Source organism: Psychroserpens sp. Hel_I_66 (assembly GCF_000799465.1).
GTDB lineage: Bacteria > Bacteroidota > Bacteroidia > Flavobacteriales > Flavobacteriaceae > Psychroserpens.
The window spans coordinates 469201-486422 of sequence record NZ_JUGU01000001.1 but is presented as its reverse complement, the minus strand read 5'-3'; the positions used below and the strand labels follow the sequence as shown (position 1 = coordinate 486422).

Below are 17222 nucleotides of genomic sequence, written 5' to 3'. Positions count from 1 at the left end.
TATTTTTAACAAGTTAGAAAACAATACAACTTATAAGTTATACAAAAATCAACTTATATATAACTTACATACGTTCTGGAACCGCAATACCCAATAACCCAAAGCTAGATTTGATAACCTGGGATACTATATTTGAAAGTTGAATGCGAAAGATTTTTTCACTATCAGAATCTGCGCCCAAAATGGAAACATTTTGGTAAAAAGAATTGAACTCCTTAACCAATTCATAAGTGTAGTTTGCAATTAACGCAGGACTATAATTATTTGCTGCATTTTGAATGACCTCAGGGAATAGCTCCAATTGCTTTAAAAGTTCCTTTTCTTTTTCATGAAGATGCACATCGCTTACGCTTAATATTATATTTGTATCCAAATCGGTTTTTCTAAGTATGGATTGAATACGAGCATAAGTATATTGAATGAAAGGTCCTGTATTACCTTGAAAATCTATAGACTCTTTAGGATCAAATAAAATTCTTTTACGAGGATCTACTTTGAGGATAAAATATTTAAGAGCACCCAAGCCAATGGTTTTGTAGAGATCTTGTTTCTCTTCGGAAGAATAGCCATCCAATTTCCCTAATTCTTCGGAAATTTCGCCAGCAGTCTGCGCCATTTCATCAACCAGATCATCTGCATCTACAACTGTCCCTTCTCTACTTTTCATTTTTCCGGAAGGTAAATCTACCATTCCATAACTTAAATGGTAAAGGTTATCTGCCCATTCAAAACCGAGTTTTTTGATAATTAAGAATAAAACTTGAAAATGATATTCCTGCTCATTACCAACCGTATACACCATACCACCAACATCTGGAAAATCCTTAACACGCTGGATTGCGGTACCAATATCCTGAGTCATATAAACAGCAGTACCATCACTACGCAGTACGATTTTTTCATCCAAACCATCTTCGGTGAGATCACACCATACAGAACCATCTTCTTTTTTGAAAAATACGCCTGTTTTTAAACCTTCCTCAACAAACTCTTTTCCCAATAAATAAGTTTGGCTTTCATAATATAATTTATCAAAATCAACACCTATACTTTTATAGGTAGCATCAAAACCTTCGTACACCCAACCGTTCATCTTTTCCCAAAGGGCCACGGTTTCTAAATCTCCTGCTTCCCAGTTACGAAGCATTTGCTGGGCTTCTAAGAGAATTGGAGCCTCTTTTTTAGCTTCTTCTTCAGTTTTTCCTTCGGAAATTCCATGTTGAATCTCCTTTTTATATTCTTGATCAAACTTTACATAGTAATTCCCAACAAGCTTATCACCTTTTAAACCTGACGATTTTGGAGTTTCTTCATTTCCGAAGCGCTTCCAAGCCAACATACTTTTACAGATATGAATTCCTCTATCGTTAATGATCTGGGTCTTATATACTTTCTTGCCTGATGCTTTTAAAATTTCTGAAACACTATAACCTAAAATCACATTTCTAACATGACCAAGATGTAAAGGTTTATTAGTGTTAGGCGATGAATACTCTACCATTACCGCTTTTCCTTTTGAATTTGGAGAGGCAAATCCGAAATTGGTTTGATCCTTTATTCCATTGAAAAAGTTGATGTAATACGCGTCGCTAATTTCAAGATTTAAAAATCCTTTTACAACATTATACGCTTTGACCTCTTCTACATTATCAACCAAATATTGACCTATTTTTTCGCCAATTTGAACTGGATTTCCCTTAATGATCCTCAACATTGGAAACACAACCACAGTAATATCACCAGCAAATTCTTTACGAGTTGCTTGAAATTCTACCGATTGCAATTCTGCATCAAAAACAGATGTTACAGCCTGCTTTACATTGATTGATAATGTTTCCTGAAGATTCATTTTGGTTTGTATTTTAAGTCTGCAAAGATATACTTTTTATTAAAATTTTAGGATATATTAATTCGTTTATTCCTTATTTTACAGGCTGAAAACGCCATACTTTTTAAGCGAACCCAATTTAAAAATTTAATGAACTACAAATAATGAAACATTTTTATAGCATGCTTTTTTTCGCAATAATCATTTATAGTTGTAGTGAAAATAGTACTACGGATAATTCTGAACTTGTATCTCCAATATTTTACAAAGGCATGGACTTATCTTTTCAATCTGAATTGGAAGACTATAATGTCACATATAATGATCAGAATGGTAATCTTATAGGTTTATTAGATTTTGTGACAGCAAAGGGCGCAAACTTAATCCGTCTAAAATTATGGCATACACCTCAAAATGGAGAAAATGGATTAAATGATGTAAAGGCTTATGCACAACGCATTAAAAGTTACAATGCAAATTTTCTCTTAGACTTTCATTATAGTGACTTTTGGGCAGATCCTGGTACTCAAACACCTCCTGTTGCTTGGCAAAATATGACAAATGAAGAAATAAGAGTAGCAATTTACGAGTACACAAAAGATGTGCTAACACAACTTAAAAACCAAAATACGCTTCCAAAAATTATTCAGATAGGAAATGAAACTGATAGTGGTTTTCTATGGAATTATGGAAAAGTATGGGACGAATTTTCAAATAACTGGAGTAATTATGCCATTTTAGTCAAAGAAGCAATACGAGCTGTGAGAGAAATTGACACAGAAGATGACATTAAGATAATGTTGCACCATTCTAGTGTTGAAAATTCAATATTCTTTTTTGAAGAACTTGAATCTTTCACTATTGATTATGATATAATTGGTTTGAGTTATTACCCACAATTTCAAACCAAAGATTTAAATGTAGTTGCGAACAAATTAAATATATTAGCAACAACTTTTGAAAAAGATATTTTACTAGTAGAAGTAGCCTATCCATTTTCATTAGGATTTGATGATAGTCAAGGTAATTTTATTGGTTCTTTAGATCAAACTATCCCTGAGTTTTCTCCAACTCCACAAGGTCAAAAGGCATATATGGAATGGCTAATTACTACCCTTAAAAGTATACCTAATAATCGTGGAATTGGATTTTGTTACTGGGCTCCAGATTGGGTTGCATTTCCTAATAATAGCAACAGTATTTCTGGTGGAAGTGCTTGGGAAAATCAATGTCTTTTTGACTTTAACCATAATGCTTTACCTGCTTTAGATGTTTACAATCTTAATTAATTGTGATTCAGTTAATTGTACCAATACCTTATGAGTCAATGCATTTCGTCGATAAAAGTGTTGTTTTTCCATGATTTTTACCGTTTATCTATTCATCGATGTTTTTATAAATTCTAGAATTCACTTTAACTAATTTATAGGTATTAAAACCTAAATATTAGGGTTTAACAACCTTTTTGCACATTTTTGAATTGCTATTAATCAAAGTCCCAAACGTTGATGACCCATAATAATCAATCTTTATTGAGATTGACATTATTATTTCAGCACTCTAACTACCCAGTTTCGTGTAAAAATAATTTTGCAATTATTGATACTACTATTAAGCTATGAGACAGTTAATTACATTAACTGTTTTATTTACATCGCTTTTTTGTTTTTCACAAACAAATGAGATCGATAGTCTTACTGTGGAATTAGCTTACCAAAAACAAGATTCAGCAAAAGTTGAAACTTCTCTTAGTTTAATTAAAGCACTTTACGATGCTAAAAGCTACAAAAAGGCGCTTACCTATATTGACAATACAGAACGCTTATCTAAATTACTAAACCATACAAAAGGTATTGCTGATGTCAACTATTACAAAGCATTAATATATGCTCAAAACGATGATTACTATAATGCAATTGATGGTTATAATAGGTCAAGAAACTATTACAGTGAATTAGGTGATACATTAGGAATTGCCAAGGTGAATAACAGTATTGGTCTAATTGAAATTAGACGTGGTAATTATGCTTTAGGCTTACAAAGTTCGTTATCTGCAATACAGACTTTTGAAACAAGAGATCTCAAAAATGAATTAAGCTCTGCATACAATAACCTGGCAGAAGCTTACTGCAACACTAATCAAATAGATAAATCTCTAGAGTTTAATATTAAAGCATTAGCTGTAAGAGAACAATTAAAAGATAGCATTGGAATAAAAACTTCCATGAGAAACATAGCAAACCTATATTCTAACAGAAAAGAGCATAGAAAAGCTATTGAGTACTATGAAAAAGTTTTGGCGCTTCTCAATAACGATACAGATCAAACCTTTCGCGGTGAAATATTACCAAGAATTGGTGAAGAATATTTACGTTTTAAAGATTACAGAACATCCACAGATTATTTGTTTGAAGGCTTAGAATTTAATAGAAAAATCAATAATGAAAATGGTGTTTTAAGAGCGCTTAATACAATTGGCGAATTAAATATTCAACTCAAAAATTTAAAATCTGCAGCAATTAGATTAGATGAAGCACTTAGGATTGCTGAAAAAATCAATAATAAACCAGAACTTCTTAAAAATTATAAATTACATAAAGAGTTAGACTCTATCAATGGTAAGTTCCAAAATGCGTTTTACTGGCAAGGGAAATATTTTGCACTAAAGAGCGAGCTTGACAAGGACAATCAGCCCATGATTCCTGTAATCACAAATCCTATTGAAGTAGAACCAATAGAAGAAAATAAAGACTTGAATACAATAGGATTACAAGAACAAGATGCTACTGAGTTCAAAAAACTAAAAGCCATTTCCTATGTTCTTGGCGCTGCTTTTTTAATCGTATCAACCATACTTCTATTAATTTATCTTAAACGCAAAAACACATTAAAATTTAACAGAGAACTTCAAGATAAGAACACCAAAATACAGCATCAAAACGAAGAATTTGCAATTCAAACTAAACATCTTGAGGACGTAAACAATGTAAAAGATAGATTGTTCTCAATCGTTTCGCATGATTTAAAAGATTCTATTTCTTCTATAAAAGGCTTTATAGATTTACTAAAAGAAGATGGCATTTCCAGAGAGGAATTCTACGATTTAGTGCCAGAACTCAGCGAAAATGCAGATAGTGCTTCACAATTACTTTACAACTTACTCAACTGGTCTAAATCGCAAATGCAAAATCTGGAGCCAAAGGCAGAAATTTTCAATATTCAGGATGTATTTAAGAATAAAATCAATTTGGTGGAGCAAAAAGTAGAGCAAAAACGAATTGTACTCATTGATGAATCCCGAAGAGATTTTATTTATGCAGATAGAAGCATGATTGAAATCGTAATTCAAAATCTAATTACAAACGCTGTTAAGTTCACTAGAGTGGGCGACTCCATAACGGTTTCAAACTCCGACCTCAATGGTAAAAGTTTAATTTGTGTTGAAGATACTGGAGTAGGCATTTCAAGAGAAAATGTAGATAAGCTTTTTGAAAATGGAACCTACTCTACAAGAGGCACAAATAACGAAAAAGGAACTGGATTAGGCCTAACTATCTGTAAAGAGTTGGTAGAGCTTAACAATGGTAGAATTTGGGTAGAAAGCACACCAGGAATCGGTACTAAATTCTATGTTGAGCTACCTAAAATTGAGCCTAGAAATTAAATCTCTACTAAAAATCTTGTTTACGCTCTAGGCAAGAAAACCTCAGCCATCATACATCGCGCGCTTCCACCTCCACAGGTTTCTATCGTTTCCAAACTACTCGAAACTATAGGACAAAATTTCTCAATTTGAGCGATTTGTTTTGGATTAAGACTATCATGCGCAGCTTTACTCATTATCAAATAACGCTTATTATCAGACCCTTTGACCTGTAACATGTTACCAGCAAAATGATGCATTTGTTCTTCGGAAATTTCAATAATTTCCTTACCATCTACCTTAAGATTTTTAATCACGCTTTTGCGCTCTTTCTTGTCATCAATAGAATCTAAACAAATCACCGAAAACTGCTCTGCCAAACACATCATCACATTAGTATGGTATATTGGTAAACGCTTACCTTCAACATTTTGATAGGCAGTAAATACTATTGGTGTATACTCAAAATCTTCACAAAACTCAATAAACAAATCTTCGTCTGCTCTTGGTGACAATGCACAATACGCTTTCGCATTAATGCGATCTAACAACAAGCTTCCAGTACCTTCCAAAAATAGACCTTCATCTTCAGCACTTGTGTAATCTATGATATTTTCTATCAAAAACCCTTCTTTTTCCAAGCGCATAAACACTTCGTCACGTCTTTCTTTTCTGCGGTTTTCAGCAAACATGGGGTAAATACCAACATCGCCATTTTCATGAAAACTCACCCAATTGTTGGGGAAAATAGAATCTGGAGTATCAAAAGACACATCATCATTTTCTACAATTACATTAACACCAAAAGATCTCAACTTATCCACAAAATCATCAAATTCTTTTTGTGCCTTTTTGTTGATCTCTGCGTTTTTGATATTGATATCTTCTTGAAAATAATTATTGACCGCTGTTTGTTCGTTCATTCTGAAATTCACAGGGCGAATCATTAAAATCGTATTTGTTGTTTGTGACATTTATTAAAATTAAGGAACTGCTAAATTAGATAAAATTAGCAAAGAAATTAGACAAGACTTTTATTATTAAATTCATGGAGCAACCAATCTAAAGCAGATTGTCTTTCTTTAAACAACCTAATATTAGAATTATTGTTCTTATTAAGATCCATGATTATTTGAGTTGCCATTTCTGCACTTTGACTGTAAACTACAAATGCGCGAAAAGCAATCTCTTTTAACTTGCCCATTTCTAACTGTGCTTCAAATGTGTATGAGTAAGCGTGCTCATTATTTACCAGCAGTAAAAAAGGAGGCTCAAGATTCGTTCTAAATAAATTTTGGTAGGTTTCAACCATTGATTTATCAAGTATGACACCATCATTAATGATGACTTCTGCAATGCTGGAATTAATCAAATTGATTTTTCCGAAGGGTAAAATAAAAACATTCATTAGGGTAATTAATTTTAGAGGGATAAACCAAATTTAATTTAACTTTATAGTTATATTAAACCATGTCTATAAAGAAATTAACACCTTATGAACAATTTTAAGCAATACTTTAAAAGTCAGTTTTTTATAATAGCCCTACTTTTTCTTTTAATTGTAACATGGAGTTCTTGTTCTTCGGAAAACAAAAAAAATGATCAGGATTTTACAACGGTTTTTGAAAAATCTGATGGTTTAAAGACAGCAACCTACCAAGAAACTATTACATTTTATGAAGCATTGGCAGACACATATCCTCAAATTAATATTCAGGCAATTGGCGAAACAGATTCGGGGAAACCATTGCATATTGTTAGCTTAAATTCTGAAGCAAATTTTAATTTTTCCGAAGTAAAAAAAACCAAGCGCCTCATACTCATCAACAATGGCATTCATCCTGGAGAGCCTGATGGTATCGATGCCACAATGATGCTCTTTAGGGATATTGTTCAAGGTAAAGTAGATATGCCAAAAACTACGGTTTTAGTAGCGATTCCCATTTATAATATTGGAGGAAGCCTCAACCGAAACTCCACAACCAGAACCAATCAAAACGGACCAGAAGAATACGGTTTTAGAGGCAACGCCAGAAATTTTGATCTTAATAGGGATTTTATAAAATGTGACACAAAAAACGCAAGGACCTTTGCAAAAATCTATCACCTATTAGAGCCAGATGTCTTTATAGATAACCACGTGAGCAATGGTGCAGATTATCAATATACATTAACGCATTTGTTTACCCAACACAATAAATTAGGTGGAGAACTTGGCGAATTTCTTCATACCAAAATGATGCCTGAGTTAGAGCACAAACTCTCTGAAAAAAATTGGGAAATAACACCATACGTCAACGTTTTTAACAGCACTCCAGAGAAAGGATTTTCTCAATTTATGGATTCTCCTCGATATTCAACAGGATATACAACTCTTTTTAACTCACTTGGTATGATGGTAGAAACCCACATGCTAAAACCTTACAAACAAAGGGTCGAAGGCACATATGATCTCATGAAAAGTATGATTGAAATTACCGAAAATGAAGGTGAGACCATTTCATCATTACGCAAAAATGCATTAGATATTCTTCGGAAGAAAAAAACATATCCTTTACAATGGGCAATTGATACTACAAGAAGTTCAACATTACAATTTAAAGGGTATGAAGGTGCTAGGATTGATAGTGATTTAACTGGAGCAAAAAGATTACAATATGACACTACCAAACCGTTTACAAAACCAGTAGAGTATAGAAATTACATGACCTCAACTTTGGAGGTAAATATCCCAAGCGCTTATGTAATCCCTCAAGGTTGGTGGACTGTTATAGACTTATTAAAACTGAATAATGTCGAGATGAGACCTTTTGAAAACGACACTGTTATTTCCGTTCAGTCGTACAAAATTAAAGATTACGAAACTCGAAAAAGCCCCTATGAAGGTCACTACTCCCATTATAATGTAGAATTAACTATTTCCGAAGAAAAAGTAAACTTTATGAAAGGTGATTTTATAATTTACACAAACCAAAATGCATTTAGGTATTTACTGGAAACCTTAGAGCCTCAAGCTCCAGATTCTTTCTTTAGCTGGAATTTTTTCGATACTATTTTACAACAAAAAGAAGGGTTTTCTCCTTACGTTTGGGAAGATAAAGCCAAAGAATTATTAGCAGACAATCCACAATTGCAAGATGAGTTTAACGCTAAAAAAACCTCTGACACAGATTTTGCCAATAATTGGTATGCACAATTAGATTGGCTCCATAAAAAAAGCAGCAATTACGAAAAAGCACACCTACAATACCCTATCTATAAACTATTTACAAACTGAATTTTTATTTTTTTTATTTGTAAAAAATCTATAAAATTTATATAAATTTGTTTAAAATTAGATCGCTTATATAGCGTAACATATGAATAAATACATTGTTGTCAATCAACCAGAAAAATGGAATTTTTTGATTGAGAATATTAAAGTTATATCTTCACAGGAATATCTCACGAATCCTAAATTTTCACAATTAAAAAAGGCAAGAATTTTTAATCTTTGTAAAGATTACTCATACCAATCTAAAGGATATTATGTATCGCTGTTGGCAGAGGCCAGAGATCATTTGCCAATACCTACGGTGAAAAATATAGTAGATTTAAGAGCTTTAAAACTGGTACGTATTGTCTCAGATGAGTTTGACGATGTCATACAGCAAAGTTTAAAAAACATCAAATCCAGAGAGTTCACATTGAGCATTTATTTTGGACAGAATGTAGCTCAAAAATATAAGGAGATGAGCAGTTTGTTTTATAAACATTTTCAGGTTCCTTTTTTGAGAGTCACTTTTAATCACAACACAAAATGGGTTGTACAGAGTATTCGAGCAATTTCAGAATCCGAAATTCCAAAAGAACATTTTGATACCGTTCAAACGTTTGCAAACCAGTATTTTGGCAAAAAACGTTACGATACTCCTAAGTTAGCTAATTATGATTTTGATCTTGCTATTCTAGTAAATCCCAATGACCCAGCGCCTCCAAGCAACGCAAAGGCTCTAAAAAAATTCTTGGATGTTGCTGAGAAAATGAATATTTATGCTGAAATTATAGAACCCAAAGATCTTTCTAGATTATCCTCTTTTGACGCCTTATTTATTCGCCAGAGTACCGAAGTCAATAATGAAACTTATGCCTTTGCAAGAAAAGCGCAGCAAGAGGGAATTGCTATAGTTGATTACCCTGATGCTATATTAAAATGCTGCAATAAAGTATATATGGCTGAAGCTTTAAATAACGCCAATATTGCGACGCCAAAAACTATTATTATACATAAAGACAACAAGAATAGTGTTTTAAAAACAATTGGCCTGCCTTGCGTTTTAAAAGCACCAGATTCTACATTTTCCTTTGGTGTCAAAAAAGCAAAAACAGAGGCAGAATATGAGAGTTTAGTCACAGATATGCTAAAGGAATCAGACCTTATTATTGCACAGGAATTCTGTCCTTCAGATTATGATTGGAGAATTGGCATTATTGATGACCAGCCATTTTTTGCCTGCAAATATTACATGGCAAAAGGCCATTGGCAAATCTATAATTGGAAAGCAAAGAAAAAGGATGACCAAGATGGTAATGCAGATTGTTTGCCATTAGAAGAAGTGCCAAAAATTGTTTTGAATATGGCTGTAAAAAGTGCAAAATTAATAGGCAAAGGCCTATTTGGAATAGATATTAAAGTCATAAATGATCAACCAATGGTTATAGAAATTAATGATAATCCAAATATTGATTTTGGTGTCGAGGATAGGTATTATGGAGATAAAATCTACACTACAATCTTGTCTGCCTTAAAAACTAGATTAGAATTATCATGAGTAAACGTTACCACCTTTTTGAAGTTTTTGGGATAGAGCTAGAATATATGTTAGTTAATAATTCTAACTTTAAAGTGAGTCCAACTGTAGATAAATTATTATCATTAAAAAATGGAGAATTAACCTCAGATATCGACAATGGAGACATTGCCTGGAGCAACGAACTAGTAGCTCACGTAGTAGAACTAAAAACCAATGGGCCAACAGAAGATTTAGAGAAACTTTCTGAAAAATTTCATGAAAACATCATTGAAATCAATCATTTGTTAAAGCAAATTGACGCGCAATTATTACCAACAGCATCCCATCCTTTAATGAACCCTTTAACAGATACCCAATTATGGAAACACAGTTACAGTGAGGTTTATGAACTTTACAATAGAATTTTTGACTGTAAGGGGCACGGTTGGAGCAATGTACAAAGCACCCATATAAACCTCCCTTTTTACGATGACGAAGAATTTGAAAAACTCCACGCAGCCATCAGGATTTTACTCCCACTTATCCCAGGATTATGTGCCAGCTCACCAATTTTGGAAGGCAAAACAACCGCTTTTTTAGATTCGAGATTGGAATATTATAAAATCAATCAAAAGGAAATCCCAGAAATGACAGGTACCGTAATTCCAGAACAGGTTTTTAGCAAATCGGAATATCAAAACATCATTTTTGAACCCATAAAAAAAGCCATTAAGCCCTTTGATACCAATAAAATATTAGATCATCACTTTTTAAACTCGCGAGGAGCAATTGCTCGTTTTGATAGAAATGCTATTGAGATTCGCCTCGTAGATGTTCAGGAATGTGCTAAAGCAGATATCGCTATTTGCATTTTTATCATTGAGGTTTTAAAAGCTTTAGTTAATGAGGAATTTTGTGATTTAAAGAGTCAAAAACAATGGAAAAAAGAAGATCTTTTTGAGATTTTGAACGATGGCATCAAATATGGAGAGCTTTCAAAAGTTGAAAATTTAAAGTATTTATCTCTCTTCGGAATTAAGGAAAAGGCAACAATGCAAGATATCTGGACACATGTCTTCAATAATGTAAAAGATTCAATTTCTTCGGAAAATCAAAAAATCATCGCGTTCATTTTAAATAACGGAACACTATCCTCTAGAATTCTAAAGGCGATTGACGAAGATTTTTCCGAAGAAAATATTAAAAAAACATATTCCCAACTTGCTGAATGTCTCCAGAATAATGAATTGTTCAAACCGTGAAACTCGTCATCAGTTGTGAACATGGCGGAAATGAAATTCCGAAGCAATATGAAAATGCATTCAAAAATAATCAAGCGGTTTTAGATACTCACAAGGGTTTTGACTTAGGAGCGTTAGATCTTTTTCATTATTTAAAACCACTTTCAGAATATTCAAAATCGAGCAAAATTAGTAGGTTACTTATTGAACTTAATCGTTCGCTTCATAACAAAGATTTATTTTCGAAATTCACTCAACCGCTATCGCAGAGCGAAAAACAAGTCATAATAAAAAATCAATATTTCCCTTATAGAAATGAAATTGAATCTCAAATATCAAAATTAATTTTTAACGGAACTACTGTTTTACATATCTCAATACATTCCTTCACACCAATTTTAAATGGTATAGAACGGGATTGTGATATTGGAATACTTTATGACTCCAAAAAACAAATTGAGAAAAATTTAGCTAAACAGTTAAAGTCTAAAATCAACTCTATAAATCCTGTTTATAATGTGAGATTTAATTATCCTTATTTAGGTAAAGCAGATGGTTTTACTACGTATTTAAGAACTAAATTTAAAGAGAATTATATTGGAATAGAAATAGAAATCAACCAATCATTTTCAAAAGAAAAAAGGATGGATACTGATGTTAAGAAAACAGTTTTTTCCGCAGTAAAAGAATTGATTACACCAAAATCTTAATATTGGCATAACTATTTTCTAAAGCCTTTTTACTCTCTTCTGGAGACAGCCATTCTACTTTTGTAATGCCCTCATTTTCTTCTGGAAATAGTTTTCCATCAAAACTGGTTTTCATCTCAAACCAATAGGTCACTTTTATTTTATGCTTACCGTTTCGTTTAAAAATATGATATGTCGTGTCCAAAGGTTTTACGATTTCAAGTCCTTTTACACCTGTCTCCTCTTCTACTTCACGCAGTGCAGTTTCTTCAATGGTCTCCTTTTTTTCGGCTTTTCCTTTTGGCAAATCCCATTTATCATTACGATAAATAAATAAAATCTCACCTTTACTATTATAGACCTTTCCTCCTCCAGCTATGACATTTGGTAATAATTTTAAAAACTTTTTGATGAGTTTATCTTCTTTTTTACCAACAAGTCTTACTTCTTTTAATTTTGAAGAATTGAGTTTTTTGATAACCTTACCAATGTTTACTTGCTTGAGTAGGTAATTTTTAAATCCTTCCTCTTTTTCAACTTTGGTTGTCAAAACAATGGGTTTATCGTTTACGAAAATCTGGTGCATGGAATTGATATAGGAAATTAAAAAGTAAAAATATCATTTTTATAGAGATCATCACGAATTTAAAATTAATTTATTTAAATTCTGAAATATTTATTATCAAAAAGTGTAATTTTACAACATGATTTTTGACAAAGAAACCGCCAAACAGACCGCAGAAGTTTTATTACAAATCAACGCTATTAAACTTCAACCAAACGAGCCCTTTACTTGGGCCTCTGGATGGAAATCGCCAATTTATTGTGACAATAGAATTGTGCTCTCATTTCCACCAATTAGAAATTACATTCGTGAAACCATGGCTAAGCATATCGAGTCGCACTACGGAAAAGTAGATGTCATCGCTGGCGTTGCAACTGGTGCTATTGGCATTGGAATGTTAGTTGCTGAATATTTAGGCTTGCCTTTTATATATGTAAGACCTGAAGCAAAATCTCACGGAAGACAAAATCAAATTGAAGGATTTATAGAATCTGGACAAAACGTCGTTGTTGTTGAAGATTTAATAAGTACCGGAAAGAGTAGTCTAAATGCTGTTAAAGCACTTAAGGAAGCTCACGTCAATGTTAAGGGAATGGTAGCCATATTTTCTTACGGATTTGAAGTTGCAAAAAATAACTTCGAAACTGAAAACATAGAACTTCACACATTAAGCAACTACGAAAACCTTTTAGAACAAGCTCTTGAGACAAAATATATTACCAGTAAAGAGCAAGCTGTTTTAGTAAGCTGGAATGCCAATCCAAGTGAATGGAACGCTATTTGATTATAGCACTAAAAAAATTAATACACCTTTATGAAATTACAATCACCAAAAACAACTATAGACAAATCTGCCCAAGAAACCTTTAACTTCCTATCTGATGTTAAAAACTTCGAAAAATTAATGCCAGAAAATATCAGCAAATTTGAAGTTTTAGAAGAAGATAAGTTTTTATTTGCTTTAAAAGGTATGCCCGAAATTATACTTAAAAAGAAAGAAACTGTACCTCCTAATAAAATTGTTTTGGGTGCTGCAGGTGGCAAATTAGATTTTTCCCTTACTGCTCATATCATAGAAGTAGCTCCAACACAAAGTCAAGTAGAATTAGTTTTTGAAGGCGAATTTAACGCTATGATGGCAATGATGATCAAAGGACCTATAAATAAGTTTATTGAAACATTGGTAACCAACATGCCAGCTCAAGTCTAATAGAGAAGGCGTATTTGCTTTAGATCAAACGCCTTGATTTTTTCATCTTCTACAAGTATTTTAAGGTGACCAGTATTTGAAATGCCTTTTATGTAACCCGTAAATAAATGACCTTCAATATCTTCAAATGTTGAAGGTTTATCTTTTCTAAATAATTCGTTCTCGTATATTTTTTTTAGATCAGTAAACTTGTTGGTTTTTAACATTTCAATATAAACCTTAAATTTCGTAATGATTTGTTTAACAATCTCCTCCTTGCTATAAGTTCTACCAGATAATATTTTCATAGACGTTGCGTTTGGTAACTCATCAAAAAATTGTTGATTGATATTAAGTCCAAAACCTATAATACTTGCCTGTAGATTATTGTTTTTAATGACATTTTCAATTAAAATTCCAGAAATTTTCTTCTGCTCTGCCAAAATGTCGTTAGGCCATTTTACTTTTATATTTTTAATTTGATGGTCTTTCAATACCTGTGAAATGGATAATGAAATAGCCATACTGATGCCAAAACTATGTTCTATGTTCAAAAAGGAAACATCAACAAAAACACTAGCCATAAGGTTTTTACCGCTTTGAGAACTCCACTTTGTTCCCATTTGCCCTCGACCATTGGTTTGTTTTTCTGCCAATACCACCGTATAATCAACCAATGCCTCCTTACTACTCAATTGTCTTAAAAACGTATTGGTAGAATCGATGGCATTAAGTTTGATTATGTGCATATGAATATGTTAAAAAAAATTATAAATTTCTTATGATTAATAACTATCTATAAGAAGCAAAAAAATAATAACTTTGCACAAAATTAAATCAATTTAATGGCGAAAAAAAATACGAGTCCAGATCAACTAATAAGTACAGTTATTGCTGGTATTGAAGATGTAAAAGGAAAAAAAATTACAATTTTAGATTTAAGAGAAATTGAAAATACAGTTTGCGATTACTTTATTATTTGTGAAGGTACTTCTAACACGCAAGTAAATGCTATCGTCAATTCTATCCAAAAGAAAGTAAGTAAAGAGCATAAAGATAATCCTTGGCACGTAGAGGGCAGTGATAATGCCGAATGGGTACTAATCGATTATGTGAATGTTGTGGTACACGTTTTCCAAAAACACATTAGAGAATATTATGATATTGAAAGTCTTTGGGGAGACGCAATAACTACCGAAATAGAAACAAGTTACTAAATAAAAAACCGCATTTGTGGTAACATATACATGGCAAAAGAAAATAAAAATTTAAATAAGAAACCAAAGTTCAATTCTTGGTGGATTTATGGATTTGTAATAGCAGCATTTTTGGGCATTCAACTCTTCTCAGGAGGTTTGGGAGGTAGTGAAGGCAAAAAAATCAATCCTTCAGAGTTCTTTGACTATATGGAGCAAGGTGATGTTAGCAAAGTTGACATCATAAATAACCGTGAAGCTCGTGTGTATTTAACAAAAGAAGCGCAAGAAAAAGAGATTCATAAAAAATCGAAGCCTACAAGTATCTTACCGCAGGTTACACCATTGCCAAACTACACGTTTGAGTTTGGAGATTTAAAATTGTTTCAAGAACAAATCAATGAAGTAAAGAAAGAAAATCCTAGCGTTACTGTTCCCGTAGCATTTAAAACAGAGGAGAATTACTTCGGAAATATCTTGTTCTCACTTCTACCTTTCATTTTAATAATAGGTGTCTGGATCTTCATCATGAGACGTATGTCTGGTGGTGCTGGCGGAGGAGCTGGCGGACAGATTTTCAATATAGGAAAATCGAAAGCTAAGTTATTTGACGAAAAAACAGATGTAAAAACATCATTTAAAGATGTAGCAGGTCTGGAAGGAGCAAAAGAAGAAGTGCAGGAAATTGTTGATTTCTTAAAAAACCCTGAAAAATACACATCACTTGGTGGTAAAATTCCGAAGGGAGCATTATTAGTTGGACAGCCAGGAACAGGTAAAACCTTATTGGCAAAAGCGGTTGCTGGAGAAGCAAAAGTACCGTTCTTTTCATTATCTGGTTCAGACTTCGTAGAGATGTTTGTTGGTGTTGGAGCATCTCGTGTAAGAGATTTGTTTAAGCAAGCCAAAGAAAAGTCACCAGCAATTATATTTATTGATGAGATTGACGCTATTGGTAGAGCACGTGGTAAAAGTAACTTTTCTGGTTCTAATGATGAACGAGAAAACACACTCAATCAACTATTAACAGAAATGGATGGTTTTGGTACTAATACAAACGTCATCGTTTTAGCTGCAACCAATAGAGCAGATGTTTTAGATAAAGCCTTAATGCGTGCAGGTCGTTTTGACAGACAAATTTTTGTCGATCTACCAGATGTTAGAGAACGTAAAGAAATATTTGAAGTTCACCTAAGACCAATAAAACAAGCAGAGAAATTAGATATTGATTTTCTTGCAAAGCAAACACCAGGTTTCTCTGGAGCAGATATTGCAAATGTTTGTAATGAAGCTGCTTTAATCGCTGCCAGAAATGGTAAAAAAGCTGTAGATAAGCAAGATTTCTTAGATGCTGTTGATAGAATTGTTGGAGGATTAGAGAAAAAGAATAAAATTGTAACCGTAGATGAGAAAAAAGCAATTGCTTATCATGAAGCTGGTCACGCAACAGTGAGTTGGATGTTAGAACATGCTGCTCCATTAGTAAAAGTAACTATTGTGCCACGTGGACAATCTCTAGGAGCTGCATGGTATTTACCAGAAGAGCGCTTAATTGTTCGTCCAGAACAAATGCTGGATGAAATGTGTGCTGCTTTAGGAGGACGTGCTGCGGAAAAAGTGATTTTCAATAAAATATCAACTGGTGCATTAAGTGATTTAGAAAAAGTGACTAAGCAGGCAAGAGCTATGGTGACTATTTACGGACTTAGCGAAAAAGTTGGAAACTTGACGTATTATGATTCTTCAGGTCAAGAAACTGGATTTACAAAACCATACAGCGAAAGAACTGCTGAACTTATTGATAAAGAAATTTCTGATATTATTGAAAAACAATATCAACGAGCTATCGCTTTGTTAGAAAATAATAAAGACAAATTAACAGAACTTGCTAAAGTATTACTTGAAAAAGAAGTCATCTTTAAAGACAATCTCGAGAAAATATTTGGGGAGCGTCCTTTTCAAAAGCAAATTGAAGAACGTTTATTAGAGTCTAAAAAAAAGGAAGAAGAATAAATATTTCTTAACCCATTATCTTATAAAAAACTTAAATTGACCTCCATTAATTTAAGTTTTTTTATATTTGAGAAATACATTATATC

15 protein-coding genes are annotated in these 17222 nt (G+C 32.8%); 10 read left to right on the top strand and 5 right to left on the bottom strand.

The genetic code is table 11. The annotated features are described in order from the left end of the window. Window positions 1-64 precede the first annotated feature (64 nt). A complete protein-coding gene (argS, locus tag GQ40_RS02335) occupies window positions 65-1849 on the bottom strand; it encodes an arginine--tRNA ligase (protein ID WP_047545401.1) in 1785 nt (594 codons plus the stop codon). Window positions 1850-1992: 143 nt separating this feature from the next. Here argS and GQ40_RS02330 point away from each other — a divergent pair, with 143 nt between their 5' ends. Next, complete coding sequence (locus tag GQ40_RS02330; protein ID WP_047545399.1) at window positions 1993-3117, top strand: arabinogalactan endo-beta-1,4-galactanase; 1125 nt, start codon at window positions 1993-1995, stop codon at window positions 3115-3117. 329 nt (window positions 3118-3446) lie between these two features. After that, on the top strand, window positions 3447-5492 hold the full coding sequence (locus tag GQ40_RS02325) for an ATP-binding protein (protein WP_047545397.1): 2046 nt from the start codon (window positions 3447-3449) through the stop codon (window positions 5490-5492). 20 nt (window positions 5493-5512) lie between these two features. On the opposite strand, the gene ctlX is transcribed toward GQ40_RS02325, so the two are convergent. Further along, entirely contained in the window at window positions 5513-6445 is a 933-nt protein-coding gene (gene ctlX, locus GQ40_RS02320) for a citrulline utilization hydrolase CtlX (protein ID WP_047545395.1), read from the bottom strand. A 47-nt stretch (window positions 6446-6492) separates the two neighbouring features. Next, window positions 6493-6879, bottom strand: a complete 387-nt coding sequence (locus GQ40_RS16990) for a hypothetical protein (RefSeq protein WP_052184115.1) — start codon at window positions 6877-6879, stop codon at window positions 6493-6495. Window positions 6880-6966: 87 nt separating this feature from the next. Here GQ40_RS16990 and GQ40_RS02310 point away from each other — a divergent pair, with 87 nt between their 5' ends. From GQ40_RS02310 to GQ40_RS02295, 4 genes are all read left to right on the top strand, one after another. Beyond that, complete coding sequence (locus GQ40_RS02310; RefSeq protein ID WP_052184114.1) at window positions 6967-8748, top strand: M14 family metallopeptidase; 1782 nt, start codon at window positions 6967-6969, stop codon at window positions 8746-8748. Between the two features lie 82 nt (window positions 8749-8830). Further along, window positions 8831-10282: a RimK family protein gene (locus GQ40_RS02305; protein WP_047545393.1), complete on the top strand. Its 1452-nt coding sequence runs from the start codon at window positions 8831-8833 to the stop codon at window positions 10280-10282. After that, complete coding sequence (locus tag GQ40_RS02300; RefSeq protein WP_047545391.1) at window positions 10279-11505, top strand: glutamate-cysteine ligase family protein; 1227 nt, start codon at window positions 10279-10281, stop codon at window positions 11503-11505. Before GQ40_RS02305 ends, GQ40_RS02300 begins: the two co-directional genes overlap by 4 nt. After that, window positions 11502-12194, top strand: coding sequence for an N-formylglutamate amidohydrolase (locus GQ40_RS02295; RefSeq protein WP_047545389.1), 693 nt, complete (start codon window positions 11502-11504; stop codon window positions 12192-12194). Before GQ40_RS02300 ends, GQ40_RS02295 begins: the two co-directional genes overlap by 4 nt. Here GQ40_RS02295 and GQ40_RS02290 read toward each other — a convergent pair. After that, window positions 12178-12759: an NUDIX hydrolase gene (locus tag GQ40_RS02290; protein ID WP_047545387.1), complete on the bottom strand. Its 582-nt coding sequence runs from the start codon at window positions 12757-12759 to the stop codon at window positions 12178-12180. The genes GQ40_RS02295 and GQ40_RS02290 overlap by 17 nt on opposite strands. 118 nt (window positions 12760-12877) lie before the next feature. Here GQ40_RS02290 and pyrE point away from each other — a divergent pair, with 118 nt between their 5' ends. Both pyrE and GQ40_RS02280 read left to right on the top strand, forming a co-directional pair. Beyond that, a complete protein-coding gene (pyrE, locus tag GQ40_RS02285; protein WP_047545385.1) occupies window positions 12878-13522 on the top strand; it encodes an orotate phosphoribosyltransferase in 645 nt (214 codons plus the stop codon). A 30-nt stretch (window positions 13523-13552) separates the two neighbouring features. Then, on the top strand, window positions 13553-13948 hold the full coding sequence (locus GQ40_RS02280; protein WP_047545384.1) for an SRPBCC family protein: 396 nt from the start codon (window positions 13553-13555) through the stop codon (window positions 13946-13948). Here the strand turns inward: GQ40_RS02280 and GQ40_RS02275 are convergent. Then, window positions 13945-14676 (bottom strand): biotin--[acetyl-CoA-carboxylase] ligase, encoded by a 732-nt coding sequence (locus GQ40_RS02275; RefSeq protein ID WP_047545380.1) that lies wholly within the window; start codon window positions 14674-14676, stop codon window positions 13945-13947. The two genes, GQ40_RS02280 and GQ40_RS02275, sit on opposite strands and share 4 nt — an antisense overlap. A gap of 96 nt (window positions 14677-14772) precedes the next feature. Here GQ40_RS02275 and rsfS point away from each other — a divergent pair, with 96 nt between their 5' ends. Further along, a complete protein-coding gene (gene rsfS / locus GQ40_RS02270) occupies window positions 14773-15144 on the top strand; it encodes a ribosome silencing factor (RefSeq protein ID WP_047545378.1) in 372 nt (123 codons plus the stop codon). Window positions 15145-15174: 30 nt separating this feature from the next. Further along, window positions 15175-17136 carry an ATP-dependent zinc metalloprotease FtsH gene (gene ftsH, locus GQ40_RS02265; protein ID WP_047545376.1) on the top strand — a complete coding sequence of 654 codons (1962 nt, stop codon included), beginning with the start codon at window positions 15175-15177 and terminating at the stop codon, window positions 17134-17136. Window positions 17137-17222: the final 86 nt, after the last annotated feature.

What these genes read in the sequence shown, in the direction of transcription:
- ftsH (WP_047545376.1), top strand. Translation starts at nt 15,175, where the DNA reads ATGGCAAAAGAAAATAAAAATTTAAATAAGAAACCAAAGTTCAATTCT.
- ctlX (WP_047545395.1), bottom strand. Translation starts at nt 6,445, where the DNA reads ATGTCACAAACAACAAATACGATTTTAATGATTCGCCCTGTGAATTTC.
- argS (WP_047545401.1), bottom strand. Translation starts at nt 1,849, where the DNA reads ATGAATCTTCAGGAAACATTATCAATCAATGTAAAGCAGGCTGTAACA.
- GQ40_RS02280 (WP_047545384.1), top strand. Translation starts at nt 13,553, where the DNA reads ATGAAATTACAATCACCAAAAACAACTATAGACAAATCTGCCCAAGAA.
- GQ40_RS02290 (WP_047545387.1), bottom strand. Translation starts at nt 12,759, where the DNA reads ATGCACCAGATTTTCGTAAACGATAAACCCATTGTTTTGACAACCAAA.
- GQ40_RS16990 (WP_052184115.1), bottom strand. Translation starts at nt 6,879, where the DNA reads ATGAATGTTTTTATTTTACCCTTCGGAAAAATCAATTTGATTAATTCC.
- GQ40_RS02310 (WP_052184114.1), top strand. Translation starts at nt 6,967, where the DNA reads ATGAACAATTTTAAGCAATACTTTAAAAGTCAGTTTTTTATAATAGCC.
- GQ40_RS02275 (WP_047545380.1), bottom strand. Translation starts at nt 14,676, where the DNA reads ATGCACATAATCAAACTTAATGCCATCGATTCTACCAATACGTTTTTA.
- pyrE (WP_047545385.1), top strand. Translation starts at nt 12,878, where the DNA reads ATGATTTTTGACAAAGAAACCGCCAAACAGACCGCAGAAGTTTTATTA.
- GQ40_RS02330 (WP_047545399.1), top strand. Translation starts at nt 1,993, where the DNA reads ATGAAACATTTTTATAGCATGCTTTTTTTCGCAATAATCATTTATAGT.
- GQ40_RS02325 (WP_047545397.1), top strand. Translation starts at nt 3,447, where the DNA reads ATGAGACAGTTAATTACATTAACTGTTTTATTTACATCGCTTTTTTGT.
- GQ40_RS02305 (WP_047545393.1), top strand. Translation starts at nt 8,831, where the DNA reads ATGAATAAATACATTGTTGTCAATCAACCAGAAAAATGGAATTTTTTG.
- GQ40_RS02300 (WP_047545391.1), top strand. Translation starts at nt 10,279, where the DNA reads ATGAGTAAACGTTACCACCTTTTTGAAGTTTTTGGGATAGAGCTAGAA.
- rsfS (WP_047545378.1), top strand. Translation starts at nt 14,773, where the DNA reads ATGGCGAAAAAAAATACGAGTCCAGATCAACTAATAAGTACAGTTATT.